The organism is Nostoc sp. DedQUE05, assembly GCF_034530955.1.
GTDB lineage: Bacteria > Cyanobacteriota > Cyanobacteriia > Cyanobacteriales > Nostocaceae > Nostoc.
Genome location: NZ_JAVRCB010000016.1, coordinates 1 through 16,855 on the forward strand (window position 1 = coordinate 1; position 16,855 = coordinate 16,855).

Annotated in this window: 11 protein-coding genes; 2 read left to right on the forward strand and 9 right to left on the reverse strand. The window is 44.0% G+C overall.

The window, feature by feature from the left end:
- Window positions 1-241 precede the first annotated feature (241 nt).
- Window positions 242-1,117, forward strand: a complete 876-nt coding sequence (gene pheA / locus RMZ42_RS13960) for a prephenate dehydratase (RefSeq protein ID WP_322671963.1) — start codon at window positions 242-244, stop codon at window positions 1,115-1,117.
- A 111-nt stretch (window positions 1,118-1,228) separates the two neighbouring features.
- Here pheA and RMZ42_RS13965 read toward each other — a convergent pair whose 3' ends face one another.
- The 9 genes from RMZ42_RS13965 to RMZ42_RS14005 all read right to left on the reverse strand — a co-directional run bounded on the left by RMZ42_RS13965 (window position 1,229) and on the right by RMZ42_RS14005 (window position 10,944).
- The gene (locus RMZ42_RS13965) at window positions 1,229-1,876 is read right to left on the reverse strand and encodes an LON peptidase substrate-binding domain-containing protein (RefSeq protein ID WP_094349488.1); all 648 of its coding nucleotides are present in this window, start codon (window positions 1,874-1,876) and stop codon (window positions 1,229-1,231) included.
- Between the two features lie 212 nt (window positions 1,877-2,088).
- Complete coding sequence (gene rpsJ / locus RMZ42_RS13970) at window positions 2,089-2,406, reverse strand: 30S ribosomal protein S10 (RefSeq protein ID WP_008232935.1); 318 nt, start codon at window positions 2,404-2,406, stop codon at window positions 2,089-2,091.
- Window positions 2,407-2,594: 188 nt separating this feature from the next.
- Window positions 2,595-3,824, reverse strand: coding sequence for an elongation factor Tu (gene tuf, locus RMZ42_RS13975; RefSeq protein ID WP_118168986.1), 1,230 nt, complete (start codon window positions 3,822-3,824; stop codon window positions 2,595-2,597).
- A 23-nt stretch (window positions 3,825-3,847) separates the two neighbouring features.
- Window positions 3,848-5,926, reverse strand: a complete 2,079-nt coding sequence (fusA, locus tag RMZ42_RS13980) for an elongation factor G (RefSeq protein ID WP_322671964.1) — start codon at window positions 5,924-5,926, stop codon at window positions 3,848-3,850.
- Window positions 5,927-6,063: 137 nt separating this feature from the next.
- Entirely contained in the window at window positions 6,064-6,534 is a 471-nt protein-coding gene (rpsG, locus tag RMZ42_RS13985; protein WP_069070112.1) for a 30S ribosomal protein S7, read from the reverse strand.
- Between the two features lie 570 nt (window positions 6,535-7,104).
- Window positions 7,105-7,488, reverse strand: coding sequence for a 30S ribosomal protein S12 (gene rpsL / locus RMZ42_RS13990; protein WP_012410236.1), 384 nt, complete (start codon window positions 7,486-7,488; stop codon window positions 7,105-7,107).
- Between the two features lie 130 nt (window positions 7,489-7,618).
- On the reverse strand, window positions 7,619-7,942 hold the full coding sequence (locus RMZ42_RS13995) for a HesB/IscA family protein (protein WP_099099761.1): 324 nt from the start codon (window positions 7,940-7,942) through the stop codon (window positions 7,619-7,621).
- Between the two features lie 254 nt (window positions 7,943-8,196).
- Window positions 8,197-8,616 (reverse strand): cupin domain-containing protein, encoded by a 420-nt coding sequence (locus tag RMZ42_RS14000; protein WP_104907515.1) that lies wholly within the window; start codon window positions 8,614-8,616, stop codon window positions 8,197-8,199.
- Between the two features lie 279 nt (window positions 8,617-8,895).
- Window positions 8,896-10,944, reverse strand: coding sequence for a phosphodiester glycosidase family protein (locus RMZ42_RS14005; protein WP_322671965.1), 2,049 nt, complete (start codon window positions 10,942-10,944; stop codon window positions 8,896-8,898).
- 1,029 nt (window positions 10,945-11,973) lie between these two features.
- Between RMZ42_RS14005 and RMZ42_RS14010 the strand changes: the two genes are divergently transcribed.
- On the forward strand, window positions 11,974-16,662 hold the full coding sequence (locus RMZ42_RS14010) for a glutamate synthase-related protein (RefSeq protein ID WP_322671966.1): 4,689 nt from the start codon (window positions 11,974-11,976) through the stop codon (window positions 16,660-16,662).
- The last annotated feature ends 193 nt before the right edge of the window (window positions 16,663-16,855 follow it).

Genomic DNA, 16,855 nt, shown 5'->3' on the forward strand with positions numbered 1-16,855 from the left:
GAAGGAATAAAGCTGTACTGAGTTTTTTTCAAAAATCAAATATGAGTCCTATAGGAAATCTATCTGCTAGAAGACTGATTTCCATAACTTGTTTTCTTGGATACATATTTCCTTTTATCCCTTTAGTGCGTAAATTTTAGAGATAACAGTGTTTAGTAAGAGTAAATGTTGGATATATTTGCCAAACCAAAATATCATAATCTTTGTTTAGGCATTAAACTCGCGACTCAAGGCTAAAAGTATGACTTTATCGATCGCACATTTGGGGCCTCCCGGTACTTATGCAGAACAAGCAACTATTTTTTATGCCAACTGGTTGAGCAAAAGTAGGGCAATTGAAGCTAGATTATGCCCCTATCCCAGCATTTCCCAATCACTGCAAGCCGTTGCGAATGGTCAAGCGCAGTTGGCTGTTGTACCAGTGGAAAATTCTATTGAAGGAAGTGTTACTACAACACTAGATACACTTTGGCAATTGGACAGTTTGCGAATTCAGTTGGCTTTGGTATTACCCATTGCCCATATGTTAATTTCTTGTGCGTCTAATTTAGATAGGATTAAAACTGTTTACTCTCACCCACAAGCTTTGGCACAATGTCAGGGATGGTTAGAGCGGTTTCTGCCGACTATACAGATTATTCCTAGCAATTCTACAACCGAAGCACTACAGCGATTGGAGCAAGAGACAACAACAGCAGCGATCGCTTCTAGCAGAGCGGCTCAACTCTACAAATTGCCGATACTTGCCAGTAACATCAACGACTATCCAGAAAACTTTACTCGTTTTTGGGTAGTAAGTCAGGGGGAGGTAGACGCTGGATACCAAGCAACAAAAGCGGCTGCTAGTCACACATCGCTGGCTTTTAGTATGCCTGCCAACACACCCGGAGCATTGGTCAAACCTTTGCAAATATTTGCTCAACTAGGGATTAACCTCAGCCGGATTGAATCTCGTCCGACGAAGCGATCGCTAGGCGAATACTTGTTTTTCATGGATTTAGAAGCAGATGTCAAGGAAGCACAAATGCAATCTGCTTTAGCAGAATTAACTACCCACACAGAGATTTTAAAAATTCTTGGCGCTTACAATGTTTTACCGATCGCCGCCGTTACTTAAAAAGTTAGAAGTTATTTGTTAAGAGTTATCATTTATGATTTACCAGTTTTCAGCTAGAAAATATAAATTATAAGTTGTCGAGCTTTTATTTTTGTTTTTCTTCCTTACTCCTCACTTTTCACTAAATGTATCTTTGAGAACAGCGCGAGCTGCCAAGTGATTCCGAGTAGAAGTTAAAATTTCTGCTTCCCGCTCTAGACGGGTTACAGTATCTTGCATTTCTAACAATAATTGCTGCTCTGCGGCGACACCATAAAGATTACTGGCTACCCAATAAGATAACTCTGTTGGTAGATCGGGCAAATCTTCTGGCAATTCAATATTTTGTTCGGTTAATTTGGCTGACAGACGCACCACATCTCGCAGTAGTTGTTCTACTTCAGTTGATAAAGGTCGCAAATCTTTAGTCGGTGGTTGGTCTTCAATCCATTCAACTAAGCCAACGCGATATGGCTTTTCCCGAACATACTCTAAGACACGAAATCTTTGCTGCCCTAAAGTCATCATCTTGATCCGATCGTCTGGCAGCCGTTGGTGATGAATGATTTCAGCACAGCAACCAGTGTTTGCAATTGTACCTTTGACTGGATCGAACATCAAAACCCCGAACCTGCGATCGCTCTCCAAAATCGTATTCATCATGATTCGGTAGCGAAATTCAAATATGTGCAGGGGTAATGGCCTGGTAGGAAACAGAACTACTTCGGGTAACGGGAACAGAGGTAGTTCGCGAACTGCAATTTTAGAAGATGATGTCATTGTTACTTTGGTATAAACTTAATCTTTAAAATTTCTTTTTCTCTGCTTTTCCCGTACTTTATCTACATTCTATCATTTGTTTCCTAGCTAAATAAAAGCCCTGAGATATATTTCTTCAGGGCTGTGTAAATATTCATACTAATGTAATTTGTCTTTTGTCCTTTGTCCTTTGTCATTAGCAAAGGACAAATGACCAATGACTAATGACTAAATTAAAGTTTGACTTCAATATCTACACCCGATGGTAGATCCAATTTCATCAGGGCATCAATAGTCTTAGAAGAGGGCTGGTAAATGTCAATAATCCGGCGATGAGTACGGGTTTCAAAGTGCTCCCGTGAATCTTTATCTACGTGGGGCGATCGCAGCACACAATAGATCCGGCGTTTTGTTGGTAAAGGAATTGGGCCTATAGCTGTAGCGTTGGTGCGGTTAGCTGTGTCTACAATCTTCTCGCAAGATGTATCTAATAAGCGCCTGTCAAAGGCTTGTAAGCGAATTCTAATCTTCTGCTGCTGTAGAGTTGCCATCTTTAATTTTCCAGGTTCTGCGTAATTAGGGGAGTATTTACAGGTTAACGGTTACAAGTTATCGGTTACAGAAAACTATTACCTGTCCCCTGTAACCTATTACCTTATTTATAAGAGGGAAGAGAAAGGAGCAGAGAGGCAAAATACATACCATCTCTGCTCCTTTGTGATGAGCAAAAAGGTGCTTGCTACTTGATAATTTTGGAGACGACACCAGCACCGATGGTGCGACCACCTTCGCGGATAGCGAAGCGCATTCCTTGTTCAATCGCGATCGCGTTGATCAATTCTACTGTCATCTTGATGCGATCGCCTGGCATCACCATTTCTACTTCTTTGCCTTCATCGGAGGTGTAAGCTTTGATGGTGCCAGTTACATCAGTTGTCCGCACATAGAACTGGGGACGGTAACCAGCGAAAAAGGGAGTCTTACGACCACCTTCTTTTTCTGTTAGGACATAAACCTCACCTTCAAATTCATTGTGAGGTTTAATCGAACCAGGTTTGGCGATAACCATACCCCGTTCAATATCAGCCTTCTGGATACCCCGGAGTAGTACGCCAGCGTTATCCCCAGCCATACCTTGGTCGAGACTCTTCTTGAACATCTCAATACCAGTTACGGTAGTGGCGCGAGTATCTCTGATACCCACTAGTTCAACGTTATCACCAACTTTGACTACACCGCGCTCAATCCGACCGGTGGCGACAGTACCACGACCTGTAATTGAGAAAACGTCTTCTACAGCCATCAGGAAGGGTTTATCAACATCCCGCTCAGGAGTGGGGATGTAAGAATCTACAGCATCCATCAATTCGTAGATTTTGTCTACCCAAGGATTTTCACCGCGTTTGGTCTTGGGATTCTTGGTCATTGCTTCTAGAGCTTGCAGACCAGAGCCTTTGATAATGGGGATATCATCGCCAGGGAAATCGTAGCTAGAAAGCAGTTCTCTAAGTTCTAGTTCTACTAGTTCCAAGAGTTCTGGGTCATCCATCAAATCTTCTTTGTTCAAGAAGACAACCAGACTGGGAACGCCTACCTGTTTTGCCAACAGGATGTGTTCGCGGGTTTGGGGCATAGGGCCATCGGTAGCAGCAACTACGAGGATACCTCCGTCCATTTGGGCAGCACCGGTGATCATGTTCTTCACATAGTCAGCGTGCCCTGGACAGTCTACGTGAGCATAGTGCCGACTTTCGGTTTCATACTCTACGTGAGCAGTATTGATGGTAATACCCCGTGCCTTTTCTTCTGGGGCATTATCAATTTGGTCGTAGCCCTTAGCTACAGCTTGACCAAGAGCTGCCAATGTCAGGGTGATGGCTGCTGTCAAGGTAGTTTTACCGTGGTCAACGTGGCCAACTGTACCGATATTAATGTGGGGTTTATTCCTTTCAAACTTTGCGCGTGCCATGAATGCTCATTTCCTTATTTTAACTAAGCGTTCCCTTTGCTTTTTGCAATGATAGTTTCAGCTACGCTGCGAGGCACCTCTTCGTAGTGGCTGAACTCCATCGTGAAGGTACCCCGACCTTGCGTTTTTGACCGAATATCAGTGGCGTAGCCAAACATGCTCGCCAATGGAACTTTGGATGTTACCTTAGCGAGTCCCTTTTCGGTGCTTTGGCTTTCAATCTGCCCTCGGCGGGTGTTAAGGTCGCCAATGACGTTCCCCATATAGTCTTCAGGAACTTCAACTTCAACTTTCATCATAGGTTCTAAGATGACAGGTGAAGCTTTCAGTACAGCCTCCTTCATCGCCATTGAGCCAGCGATTTTGAAAGCCATTTCGGAAGAGTCTACATCGTGGTATGACCCATCAATTAGCGTTGCTTTAACGTCAATCAATGGATATCCAGCTAGAACACCGGATTCACAGCTTTCTTTCATTCCTTGTTCTGCGGGGCCAACGTACTCTTTAGGTACTGTACCGCCAGCAATTTTGGAAACGAATTCAAAGCCAGTACCGGGTTCTCCAGGCTCCAAATTGATCACAACGTGACCGTATTGACCTTTACCACCACTTTGGCGGATGAATTTGCCCTCAACTTTGTTCACAGCTTTCCGAATTGTTTCTCGGTAAGCTACTTGTGGGGCACCTACATTCGCTTCCACCTTGAATTCTCGTAACATCCGGTCTACTAGAATTTCTAGGTGTAGCTCTCCCATTCCCGCGATCACGGTCTGGTTTGTTTCCGGATCGACGCGGACACGGAAGGTGGGGTCTTCTTCTGAGAGAGATTGCAGAGCCTTGGACAGTTTGTCCATGTCGTTCTTGGTTTTGGGTTCAACCGCCACCGAGATCACAGGCTCAGGAATGAATAGGGATTCCAGAATTACTGGCGATCCATCATCACAGAGTGTGTCACCTGTCAAGGTGTCTTTCAATCCCAGAGCTGCTCCTAAATCACCCGCTCGCAGTTCATCGACATCTTGCCGATCGTCTGCCTTCATTAGAACTAAGCGGGAAATCCGTTCTTTTTTATTCTTACTAGCGTTGAGAACGTAGCTGCCCTTTTTCAGGACACCAGAATAAACGCGAACAAATGTCAGGCGACCGTAAGGGTCAGCCATAATCTTGAATGCCAGAGCTGCTAAGGGTTCGTTGTCATCAGCCCGCCGCTCAACAGTATCGCCATTGGGCAGTAAGCCTTGAATCGGCGGTACTTCACTTGGCGCTGGCAGGTAATCTACAACGGCATCCAGCATCAACTGCACGCCTTTGTTTTTGAATGCTGAACCACAAAGTACTGGTACAATCGTTCCCGCAATTGTGCCTTTACGCAGGGCAGTCCGAATTTCCTGTTCTGTAAGTTCTTCGCCCTCGAAGTACTTAGTCATCAGAGCATCATCGGTTTCTGCTGCGGCTTCTATAAGCTTGGTGCGGAATTCTTCTACCTGCGCTTGCAATTCTTCCGGGATATCGGTTTCCTGGATATCAGTACCTTGGTCATTTGCGTAAATATACGCGCGTTGCCCTACTAGGTCAACAATACCTCGGAAGTCATTTTCACTACCAATTGGTAGTTGAATGGCGATCGCATTGGCCCGCAGGCGATCGCGGATTTGGTCGTGAACTTTATAAAAGTTCGCTCCGGTGCGATCCATCTTGTTGATAAAGGCTATCCGAGGAACTTTGTAGCGTTCTGCTTGACGCCACACTGTCTCAGACTGCGGTTGCACGCCGCCCACAGAACAAAATACTGCGATTACACCATCCAACACGCGCATGGAACGCTCAACTTCAATTGTGAAGTCTACGTGACCCGGAGTATCGATAATGTTAATTTGATGATCTTTCCAACTGGTACTGATGGCAGCGGCAGTAATGGTAATTCCCCGTTCCCGCTCCTGCTCCATCCAGTCTGTGACGGCAGTTCCTTCATGAACTTCGCCAATTTTATGAATTATCCCAGAGTAAAATAATATTCTCTCTGTTGTTGTTGTTTTGCCCGCATCTATATGCGCCGCAATACCAATGTTGCGTACTTTCTCTAGCGGGATCGTGCGTGCCACAGCTACCTCCTATAGTTTTTGCCTCATGATATCTTGTATATTACTCTTTGTTAAGATTCTATACTTTTAGGGAAAACCGTCTTTTTGTGTAAATCTACGATATACCGCTTCGGCAAGGCGATATATCGCTTTTTTACTTAGTAACGATAGTGTGCGAATGCTTTGTTAGCTTCCGCCATCCGGTGCGTTTCTTCGCGTTTGCGAATCGCATTGCCAGTTTCGTTGGCAGCATCCATTAACTCATTTGCCAATTTGCTGGCCATTGTCCGGCCTGGTCTGGAGCGGGAATATTGCACTAACCAACGCAGTGCTAGGGTAGTGCCCCGTTCTGTACGCACTTCCATTGGTACTTGGTAGGTTGCTCCACCAACTCGCCGAGCTTTTACTTCTACTAAAGGCGTGGCATTTCGCACTGCTCTTTCAAAGGTTTCCAAAGCACCAGCACCAGTGCGTTCTTCAATAGTTTTTAATGCATCATAAACAATGCGTGCGGCAAGTGATTTTTTGCCATGACGCATGATCCGTCTGATAATCATGCTCACAAGGCGACTATTATATACTGAGTCAGACGGAACTGGGCGCCTTTGAATAACACCACGACGAGACATACTTCACCTTTAATTCGGAATTGGCAACGAAATTATATGCTATCAAACAGCGGAAACTAAAAGCGGTAGAACCCAACCCTCAGACTTCCTCAATTTTTTCACCCGTTGCAGCAAGGCTGACTTATTTACTGCCAATTTTGGATTTTGGATTTTGGATTAAAATTTGATATATATTCCGATCCCAAGGATCTGAAAAAATCAAAAGTCTTTAAGCCTAATTCCCTTGTGGGTTCGACCAATCCAAAAGACGCTCGATAACTCGCTAACGCTACGCTATCGTAAATCTAAAATCTAAAATTGTTTGACTTGCTATCTGCAACTAAATACTCAAGGCGACAAGATTATAAACTTTAATGTTCAGATGAGAAATTAGCTGTATATTACAGGATTTTCCTCCTCAGAACTTCTACACTTGCTCGCTTAGTGTAGATGTAGCTTGCTTGATTTTTTGAAACAGACTTTAGCAGCCTTCATAACTACTGTTAGAACAAAGACGGCGCTCCTTCTTTTGCCCTTCAGCTTTTTTCAGGTAGACGATTAATCGTGTTGGATGCGATTAATCGCCCGATCCTATTTTTTCGCTTCTTTAGGACGCTTGGTTCCATACTTGGAACGGCCTTGCTTGCGGTCTTTAACTCCGGCTGTATCTAGGGTGCCACGGATAATGTGGTATCTCACGCCTGGTAGATCCTTAACCCGACCGCCACGAATCATCACAACTGAGTGTTCTTGTAAGTTGTGACCAATGCCTGGAATGTAAGCTGTGACTTCAAATCCAGAGGTAAGTCTGACTCTTGCTACTTTGCGTAGGGCTGAGTTAGGCTTTTTTGGTGTGGTCGTATATACTCTGGTACAAACTCCCCGACGTTGGGGACATTGTTTCAGAGCCGGGGACTTGGTTTTCTGACGCGCTTGTTCGCGCTCATTTCGTATTAGCTGCTGTATTGTTGGCATGAGTTACAGCGCGTAAAGCTGCTTATGGTCTAAGTTTTAACAAATCCTGATTATATCTTTTTTGACGGCTTTATGTCAATTGCTATTTTTCCTTAGCGATCGAACATCTGTTTTTTGAATTGTTCAATCATTAAGGACTCAAGGAGAAAGAATTGCCACAGCCACAGGTAGCGATCGCCTGGGGATTGTGGAAGCGAAAACCACCACCCATTAAGTCTTCTGAATAATCAACTTTCAAACCGTTGAGGTAATTTAAGCTTGCGGCATCTATGACCACTTGAATCTCATCCAAGTCGAAAACCTGGTCGTCTACTTTTATTGCTTCATCGAAGGACATATCATAAAAGAACCCGGAACAACCACCTGGTTTTACTGCCAATCGAAACAAGACATTTGGCTGCTTGGACTTTATTCGCCCAATCTCACTTACGGCTGCTTGACTCAGATGAATCATGGAACTCGTTTTTTGCAATTGAATACCCCATCTTCCATTTTACAGATAGGTTGACCCTTGCTTGTGTAAAATTCCAAATCACCAAAGGCATGAGCGCGATCGCTATTATTACATTTATAACACTAACATGCTTCAGTCCCTACCTAGTCAAGGTGGGGACTTCTGGGGTGTAGTAGTTCGTTTACAAAGACGGTTTACCCAAACAAAAATGTATTCAGTTTTGGGGTTAGAGCTTTAATAGCGTTCTTTTGGTTTTAATCTTTGGTACGGGCATAGTCATCTTGGTAGCGGATAATATCATCTTCTCCCAAGTATTCGCCATTTTGGACTTCAATCAATACCAAGGGGATCACGCCAGGATTCTCTAAACGATGAGATGTACATTGGGGTACATATGTTGACTCATTATTGCTCAGTAGTACTTCTTTCTCACCACAAACTACTCTAGCTGTACCAGAGACGACAATCCAATGTTCGCTGCGGTGATGGTGCATTTGTAGACTGAGGCGGTGTCCGGGCTTAACTTCGATGCGCTTAATTTTGTATCCGCGCCCTTCTTCTAAAACTGTAAAAGCACCCCAAGGACGTAATTCAGTTGCAGCAACGCCCCTGGAAGTTATGTTTGGAGGGAGGTGTAGAGTTTCAGTCTGTGTAGTTTCTTGATATCGAGCCATAGTTACCTCATTTGAAGACATAACAAACCGTTGGTACTCTTAATTATTGATAAAAAAATCTGGCGCTATCTTGCAACCTTGGAAATCAGCAATTTTGTCGCACTTTGATAAACATAGCAAAATCAAACCTGATGGTGTAAACCATTACTACTAAAATTCTGATGTTTACACCAAGTCTTCATCAAGCAAAATGATAGCTTGTTCTAAACTTTAAAAAAGATGGGGCATGGGGCATTGGGCATTGATGATTTAGATCCCTATTCCCTGTTTTCCATTCCCTCATTTTCGTGGTTGTAGGAAAATACCAATTCCGTTGTGAACACGAGCAGCGGTACTGGGCGATCGATCGAGTAGTTGCCCTCCTAAGTAGAGGCTGGTAGAACTACCGCCATCTAAATTTAAAGCATTCACACAGCCCATGAGTTGCATCAATTGAGCATGTTCTGCCAAATTAGGCCCATAACCGCCGACACGATTATGTGTGGCAGTAATCATCAGTGTGCCTGTTTCTGTTGTGCAAATACCGCTACGAATAGCTTTTTCGGCAATAAAGGCATTGCTGAATTTTTCGCCTTTGGCATCAAGAACAATTTGACGATTTTGGACTAATAGCGGCCCAGCACCGATAATGTGGGGATAACGACTAAAATCTGTAGGAACAGTGGTGGTGGAAATACTTACTGTGGTTCCAATAGGTAGCTGGGAGGCAGCACTAGCAGCGTTGGCGCGTAAGGCTAGTAGGTAGCTATCCTGGGGAATGGGAATCGGCGTCTCACCAACTTTGCCGCCTGGTAGCTGATTAATAATTTGATCTTTCTGCACCACTAAGATAATTTCGTTATCTGTTAAGGGCGTGTAAGTTGCTCCCCAAGCTGAGGTGTAACGAGCAATGCCACTTTGAATGTAACCACTGTTGAGAAATAGAATTGGTAAGCGCTGGTCATTTGCTGCAATTAAAGTTTCTTCTAAAGTGAGACGACTGAAGTAAAATTGGCCTGAATTATTCCAAGCGATCGCACCTCGGTTAAGAATCGGGCCTGATAACCACTGATTATCCCGACGAATCGCACCCAATGGCAATTTATTATTACGGTTAAAATAACCACCGTTAATTCCAGCTACTGCTAAGTAACGTTGTGCTGTTTGAATTAAGGGAGCAGTACCCGCAAGCCCGTCAGGACTAGCCCACATAGGTTTCAAGGTTAATCCAAATTTGCGGGGATTAACTTCTAACCAGACGACTGGAAAGCGTTCTGTGCCTAAGTTGACATAATGCTGTCGCCAGTTCAATCCTGGGGCCCAAGTAATATCTCGTTCTTCTAGGGGATCGGGTCGAATATTGATAATCAGGCGATTGGGGTTATTTAAAGTACTAACTTGAGGCGATAGACCAAAGGGAACGCTCAGACTAATAATCGTTTGGTTTTTCACCACCTCTACTTTTTGAATCAGTGGTTCAGGGGTTGCTGGTATTGGTTGTGTTGGTGTAACTGGTAATAATTGTTTGAGCAGGTTTGGCAGCAATGTTGGTGGTGCTGCTGGTGGCTGGGGAGTATAGCGTTCTATCAAAACGGGTTCGGCGATTCCATCAAGAGTAATTGTCCACTCTCGATTTGGTGGTGCAGTGGGTTTGGGAGTTGGCGTGTCGGGATCGGAGGATGGAGTTTGGGGTTTGGCGATCGCTGATCCTTGTACAATTTGCCAGGGAGTGGGACGATCTAAATTGACAAGAATCCGAGTCTGTTGCAAAGGGGTACTTGCCTCTGGAGGTTCCTGACTCTGAACAATATTTGTGATTTGTGTTTTTGGGGTAGAAATCAGCAAAGTGTTGCCATTAGCTTGAATTTGCCAGCCAGATGTTTGAGCAAAATTAGTGATATCCAGATAGCGATATGCTCCTATTAGCCTGGTAGATAATACTAATGGCTTTGTCACCGACGAAAACCACTGTATTGGTTGCTTCGCTGAATTACTACTGTTTAAGAAATTTACTCCAATTAATTGCCTGAATGCCCCATCACTGAGATGAGTTGTCACCTGTCCAGATTTTCCAGGTCGCTGTAACCAAGTTCCTGCTAAAGTACGACCATTGAGGGAAATTTGATTACCAGAGGATGCCACACCTGTTAAAGGAGGTGCAGGTGACTGTGAGATTAACCTGGATATAAATTTGGCCGTTTTCGGGGACTCCTGGGCGTTGGTAGCACAAGTAGTCGTTAAGCACAGTACTGTTAAAAGTATTGGTGACACAGTAGCCCGGAAGAATCTGCGATCGCCCTTGGCGTTTGCAGAGCCATCACTAATCTCTGATTGGCAACAATTCGGCATTTTTACCATAATTTACTAGGTACTTTGGAAAACTATTACCCAAGGTTTAAACTAACCAATTATTTGGAAATATCAAGGAAAGATGACTTTATTTTTGAATAAATATGGTAATCTATATATTGGCTACTTGTCTCTTTTAGACAAACATTAGACACACATTAATTTATTTAGACGCTAAAGCCACTGCAACCTAGTTTTTTAACTCCCAACTAATTCTAACCACACTATATACGGTAGTTTTGGTTATCAAAACTGGATTAAGATATTTAATCCTGCCGATAGTTGCTACTGTTATTACTTCAGTAATGTCTAGTTAATAGTAATACATGCGGCAACTGGTAAGCGGCAAAATTCTAGACAACAAAAATATTTGGGAATTGTCAAATGGGTATATATTGTAATACGCTGATTTTATTGCTGGATCGGGATAACCAAATAATTACTAATTCGTAATTCGTAATTCGTAATTAAAAGGGTACACCAGCTCAGACTCAATTTTTAATTCAATGGTTAACAAAACAATGGAGGGTAGAACCCCTCACTGATTGCAACCACGAATTAAGGTAGCGTAGCGTAAAGCCTTTAGCATAGCTTCTCTAAGAAACGCAAGGCGACTGCTTAGAGTGAGTTCTTGATTGTCACGATCGATTACTAATTATCTGGGCTTTGGCTTAAAAAAATAGTGCAGCGTTCAGTTTTAGTTTTGTTTCAGGTGAGCCGAAATAGGCTCTATGAGTAGCTAGCGTGCATCTGGAAAAAGAAATTGAAAAAATACTTAGCTTCAAAATATAAAAAAGAAACTGTCAGGGCAAAAATGATGTCTTGGCGGAGGTAAGTTGTCTAACACCGCATAAATACATAAAAAACACGCAAAGATTTTAACACGGGTTAACTAACAAAGTAAAACCGAAGTTAAAATTTTTTTTCCCTAAATTTCGGTGCTTATATATTTTTCCATCGCTGAATTTAGAAATTTTTTTCCCACAATGTAGTGGCAAAATTGGTAACTCAATACTTCAGGAACAGGGTATGAATAATAAACCGATGAATCAAGACCAGAAAATCACAGCGAATATCAACTCAAGAGATACCTATCAGGGGCAAAAGTGGTTAGTAGAAGAACGAGATGCCTGTGGTGTAGGTTTTATTGCTCATCGCCAAAATCATACCAGCCATGAAATTGTCGAAAAAGCCTTAGCTGCTTTAGCCTGCTTAGAACACCGGGGAGGTTGTAGCGCCGATCGCGACTCTGGTGATGGTGCTGGAGTCTTGACAGCAATCCCTTGGGAGTTGTTCCAACAAGACTTTGCCCAAAGAGGGAAGGAATTTCCATCTAGCGATCGCATAGCTGTGGGGATGATATTTCTACCACAAGACCAGCAAGCTGCACAACAAGCGAGGGTGACTGTCGAGCAAGTAGCTGCTGAAGAGAAATTAATTGTATTGGGTTGGCGAGTAGTACCTGTGCAATCTGATTTGCTGGGGGTACAAGCAAGAGAAAATCAGCCCCAGATTGAACAAGTTTTGTTAGCTTCTGTTGACAAAAGCGGTGATGAATTAGAACGGCAGTTGTATATTACCCGCCGCCGAATTAGTAAAGCTGCAACTAACATCTCAGAAGAATTTTATATCTGTTCGTTGTCAAGTCGCACAATTGTCTACAAAGGTATGGTGCGTTCTGCTGTCTTGGGCAGCTTTTATGACGATTTAAAAAATCCAGCTTACAAAAGCGCCTTTGCTGTTTATCACCGCCGCTTTAGTACCAATACCATGCCCAAGTGGCCCCTAGCGCAACCAATGAGGCTTTTGGGTCACAACGGCGAAATCAATACCTTATTGGGTAACATCAACTGGATGATGGCACGAGAAGCTAGCCTGAATCATCCTGTATGGGGCGATCGCATCCAGGAACTCAAGCCATTAGTTCATATTGATAACAGCGACTCAGCTACCCTAGACAACGTAGTGGAATTGCTGGTTTGCTCTGGACGCAGCCCCTTGGAAGCTTTAATGATTATGGTTCCAGAGGCTTATCAAAATCAGCCTTCTTTACGTGAATCTCCAGAAATTGTTGATTTCTACGAATATTACAGTGGTTTGCAAGAAGCTTGGGACGGGCCAGCACTTTTAGTATTCAGCGATGGCAAAAAAGTTGGTGCAACTCTAGATCGTAATGGTTTAAGACCAGCTCGTTACGCGATTACCAAAGATGATTACATTGTTGTAGCTTCGGAAGCTGGTGTGGTGGATTTCCCAGAAGCCGATATTGTCGAGAAAGGTAGACTCGGCCCAGGGCAAATGATTGCCGTGGATTTAGAAAATCATGAAGTGCTGAAGAATTGGGACATAAAGGGGCGCATCGCCAAGCAGCATCCTTATGGAGAATGGCTGCAACAGTACCGTCAAGAATTAAAGTCATTAGTCATTAGTCATCCGTCATTAGCAAATGGTAATGGCAAAGGAGAATTGATAAATGACCAAGGACAATTGACTATTGACAAGCAAAACTTACTTCAGCGTCAAACTGCCTTTGGCTACACCACAGAAGATGTAGAAATGGTGATTCACCCAATGGCGATCGCCGGTTCAGAACCAACTTTCTGCATGGGTGATGATATTCCTTTAGCCGTGCTGTCACAAAAGCCCCACCTGCTTTATGACTATTTCAAACAGCGCTTTGCTCAGGTGACGAACCCGGCGATCGATCCTCTCCGGGAAAAGTTAGTGATGTCTCTGAAAGTTGAACTAGGCGAACGGGGTAACTTATTAGAACCCAAGCCAGAATATGCTCGGAGATTAAAACTCGAATCGCCAGTGTTAACTGATGGTGAATTAGAGGCGATTAAGCTGTCAGGATTTGCCACAGCTGAGTTGTCAACTCTATTTGCGATCGCTAGCGGCCCAGAAGGATTGAAAGCCGCAGTGCAATCTTTGCAAGCACAAGCAGCTGAGTCAGTCCGGGCAGGTGCAAAGATTTTAATATTAAGCGATCAAGCTAATGACAGTCTCAACACAGAATATACCTACATTCCTCCCCTATTAGCAGTGGGTGCGGTGCATCACCATCTGATTCGTGAGGGGTTGCGAATGAAAACATCCCTGATTGTGAATACTGCTCAATGTTGGAGTACCCATCACTTTGCTTGTCTGATTGGCTATGGTGCTGGTGCAGTTTGCCCATACATGGCTTTAGATACGGTGCGTGATTGGTGGTCCGATCCCAAAACTCAAAAGTTAATGGGTGTGCAAAAAATTCCCACCCTCACGTTAGAACAAGCTTTAGGAAACTATCGCAAAGCTGTAGAGTCAGGTTTGCTGAAAATTCTTTCCAAAATGGGAATTTCTCTGCTATCCAGTTATCAAGCAGCCCAAATCTTTGAAGCCATTGGCATCGGTGGAGATTTAATCGACCTGGGATTCCGTGGGACGACTTCCCGCATCGGTGGTTTAAGTGTTACCGAACTTGCTGATGAAGTGCTTTCCTTCCACGTCAAAGCTTTCCCAGAACTAACGACCAAGAAGTTAGAAAACTTGGGCTTTGTGCAGTACCGTCCTGGCGGCGAGTACCACATGAATAGCCCCGAAATGGTTAAGGCGCTGCATAAGGCTCTAGATGGCAAAAACTACGACCACTACGAAGTTTACAAAAAGCACCTCCAAGGCAGACCAGTAACAGCCTTGCGAGATTTACTAGACTTCCAAGGCGATGCCCCGTCGGTTCCTCTAGAAGAAGTGGAATCGGTATATGAAATAGTCAAGCGTTTCTGCACCGGTGGCATGTCTTTAGGCGCTTTGTCAAGAGAAGCCCACGAAACTTTAGCGATCGCGATGAATCGCATTGGTGGTAAATCAAATTCTGGAGAAGGCGGCGAAGATCCAGTGCGCTACACAGTTCTAGATGATGTAGACGAGTCTGGTTACTCGCCAACCCTACCTCATTTAAAAGGATTGCGAAATGGCGATATAGCTCATAGTGCCATTAAGCAAGTTGCATCGGGACGCTTTGGTGTCACCCCAGAGTACCTAGTTAACGCCAAACAAATTGAAATCAAAATTGCCCAAGGTGCCAAGCCTGGGGAAGGTGGACAACTGCCAGGGCCCAAGGTGAGCCAATACATTGCAATGTTAAGGCGCTCTAAACCAGGTGTGACGCTGATATCGCCACCACCACACCACGATATTTATTCTATTGAAGACCTAGCACAACTGATTTTTGATCTGCATCAAATTAATCCCAAAGCAAAGGTGTCGGTGAAGCTAGTTGCAGAAGTTGGCATTGGCACGATCGCGGCTGGTGTAGCCAAGGCAAACGCTGATATCATCCAAATTTCTGGTCATGATGGTGGTACAGGTGCATCACCACTCAGTTCGATTAAACACGCTGGTTCACCGTGGGAATTGGGTTTAAGTGAAGTGCATCGCGTCTTGATGGAAAATGGCTTGCGCGATCGCGTGATTTTACGCGTAGATGGCGGACTCAAGAGTGGTTGGGATGTGGTAATAGGTGCATTGATGGGCGGTGAAGAATTCGGTTTCGGCTCCATCGCTATGATTGCTGAAGGCTGTATTATGGCGCGAGTTTGCCACATGAACACTTGCCCCGTGGGTGTTGCTACTCAAAAAGAAGAACTCCGCAAGCGGTTTACGGGAATGCCGGAACAAGTTGTCAACTTCTTTTACTTCATTGCTGAAGAAGTGCGGAGTTTGTTAGCCCGACTTGGCTACCGTTCTTTGTCAGAAATTGTTGGACGTGCAGATTTATTAAAACTGCGCCCAGAAGTAAATCTCACCAAAACGCGATCGCTAAATCTCGACTGTTTACTTCAGCTACCAAATAGCAGAGACAATCGTAGCTGGTTGGTGCATGAAGAAGTCCACAGCAACGGCGTGGTTTTGGATGACAAGTTCCTTGGCGATCCTGACATTCAGGCTGCTATTAGGGATCAGTCTACTGTCACCAAGACTTACCCAATTATCAATACTGACAGAACAGTGGGCACAAGATTAGCGGGTGCGATCGCTTCTCAATACGGTGACAGTGGCTTTGAAGGACAAATTAATCTCAACTTTACAGGTAGTGTTGGGCAAAGCTTTGGTGCTTTCAACCTCCCAGGTATAATTCTCAGCCTAGAAGGAGAAGCAAATGACTATGTAGGTAAAGGGATGCATGGTGGTGAAATCATTATCAAACCTCCAACAGATGCTACCTATAACGCCTCACAAAATGTGATAGTTGGCAATACCTGCCTTTATGGTGCTACTGGTGGCATCTTATTTGCCAATGGTCTAGCAGGAGAACGCTTTGCTGTGAGAAACTCCAAAGGCATCGCAGTGATTGAAGGCGCTGGGGATCACTGCTGTGAATACATGACAGGTGGTGTGATTGTCGTCCTTGGCAAAGTAGGACGTAACGTAGCCGCTGGAATGACTGGTGGACTCGCATACTTCTTGGATGAAGACGACTCATTTCGTGAGTTAGTCAACCCAGAAATTGTCAAAATTCAGCGGGTGATTACCGAAGTAGGTGCAAAGCAACTGCAAGAATTAATCCAAAATCATGCAGAACGCACTGGTTCACCAAAGGCGAAGAAAATTCTGCAAAACTGGCAAGAATTTTTGCCGAAATTCTGGCAGTTGGTTCCGCCTTCTGAAGCTGATAGTCCAGAAGCCAATCCTGAAAAAAAAACAACTGAGTTCAGTTTAGTAACCAGTCATTAGTAACTATAACCGTTCTCATACTCTGCCTTAAGGCATTCTCCCGGCAAAGAAGTTGCACAAACAGGTACTCTGCGAAAACGCCTTTAGATACCTAAAGCAGTCACCTGAATTTCCCTCTTAAAAAGAGCGTAGGAGAAAATATATTCCCCCTTTTTTAGGGGGAATATTCACTAACTGATTCACAAATGAACTT

Coding starts and splice junctions, on each gene's coding strand:
- pheA (WP_322671963.1), top strand. CDS start 242: ATGACTTTATCGATCGCACATTTGGGGCCTCCCGGTACTTATGCAGAA.
- RMZ42_RS13965 (WP_094349488.1), bottom strand. CDS start 1,876: ATGACATCATCTTCTAAAATTGCAGTTCGCGAACTACCTCTGTTCCCG.
- rpsJ (WP_008232935.1), bottom strand. CDS start 2,406: ATGGCAACTCTACAGCAGCAGAAGATTAGAATTCGCTTACAAGCCTTT.
- tuf (WP_118168986.1), bottom strand. CDS start 3,824: ATGGCACGCGCAAAGTTTGAAAGGAATAAACCCCACATTAATATCGGT.
- rpsG (WP_069070112.1), bottom strand. CDS start 6,534: ATGTCTCGTCGTGGTGTTATTCAAAGGCGCCCAGTTCCGTCTGACTCA.
- rpsL (WP_012410236.1), bottom strand. CDS start 7,488: ATGCCAACAATACAGCAGCTAATACGAAATGAGCGCGAACAAGCGCGT.
- RMZ42_RS13995 (WP_099099761.1), bottom strand. CDS start 7,942: ATGATTCATCTGAGTCAAGCAGCCGTAAGTGAGATTGGGCGAATAAAG.
- RMZ42_RS14000 (WP_104907515.1), bottom strand. CDS start 8,616: ATGGCTCGATATCAAGAAACTACACAGACTGAAACTCTACACCTCCCT.
- RMZ42_RS14005 (WP_322671965.1), bottom strand. CDS start 10,944: ATGCCGAATTGTTGCCAATCAGAGATTAGTGATGGCTCTGCAAACGCC.
- RMZ42_RS14010 (WP_322671966.1), top strand. CDS start 11,974: ATGAATAATAAACCGATGAATCAAGACCAGAAAATCACAGCGAATATC.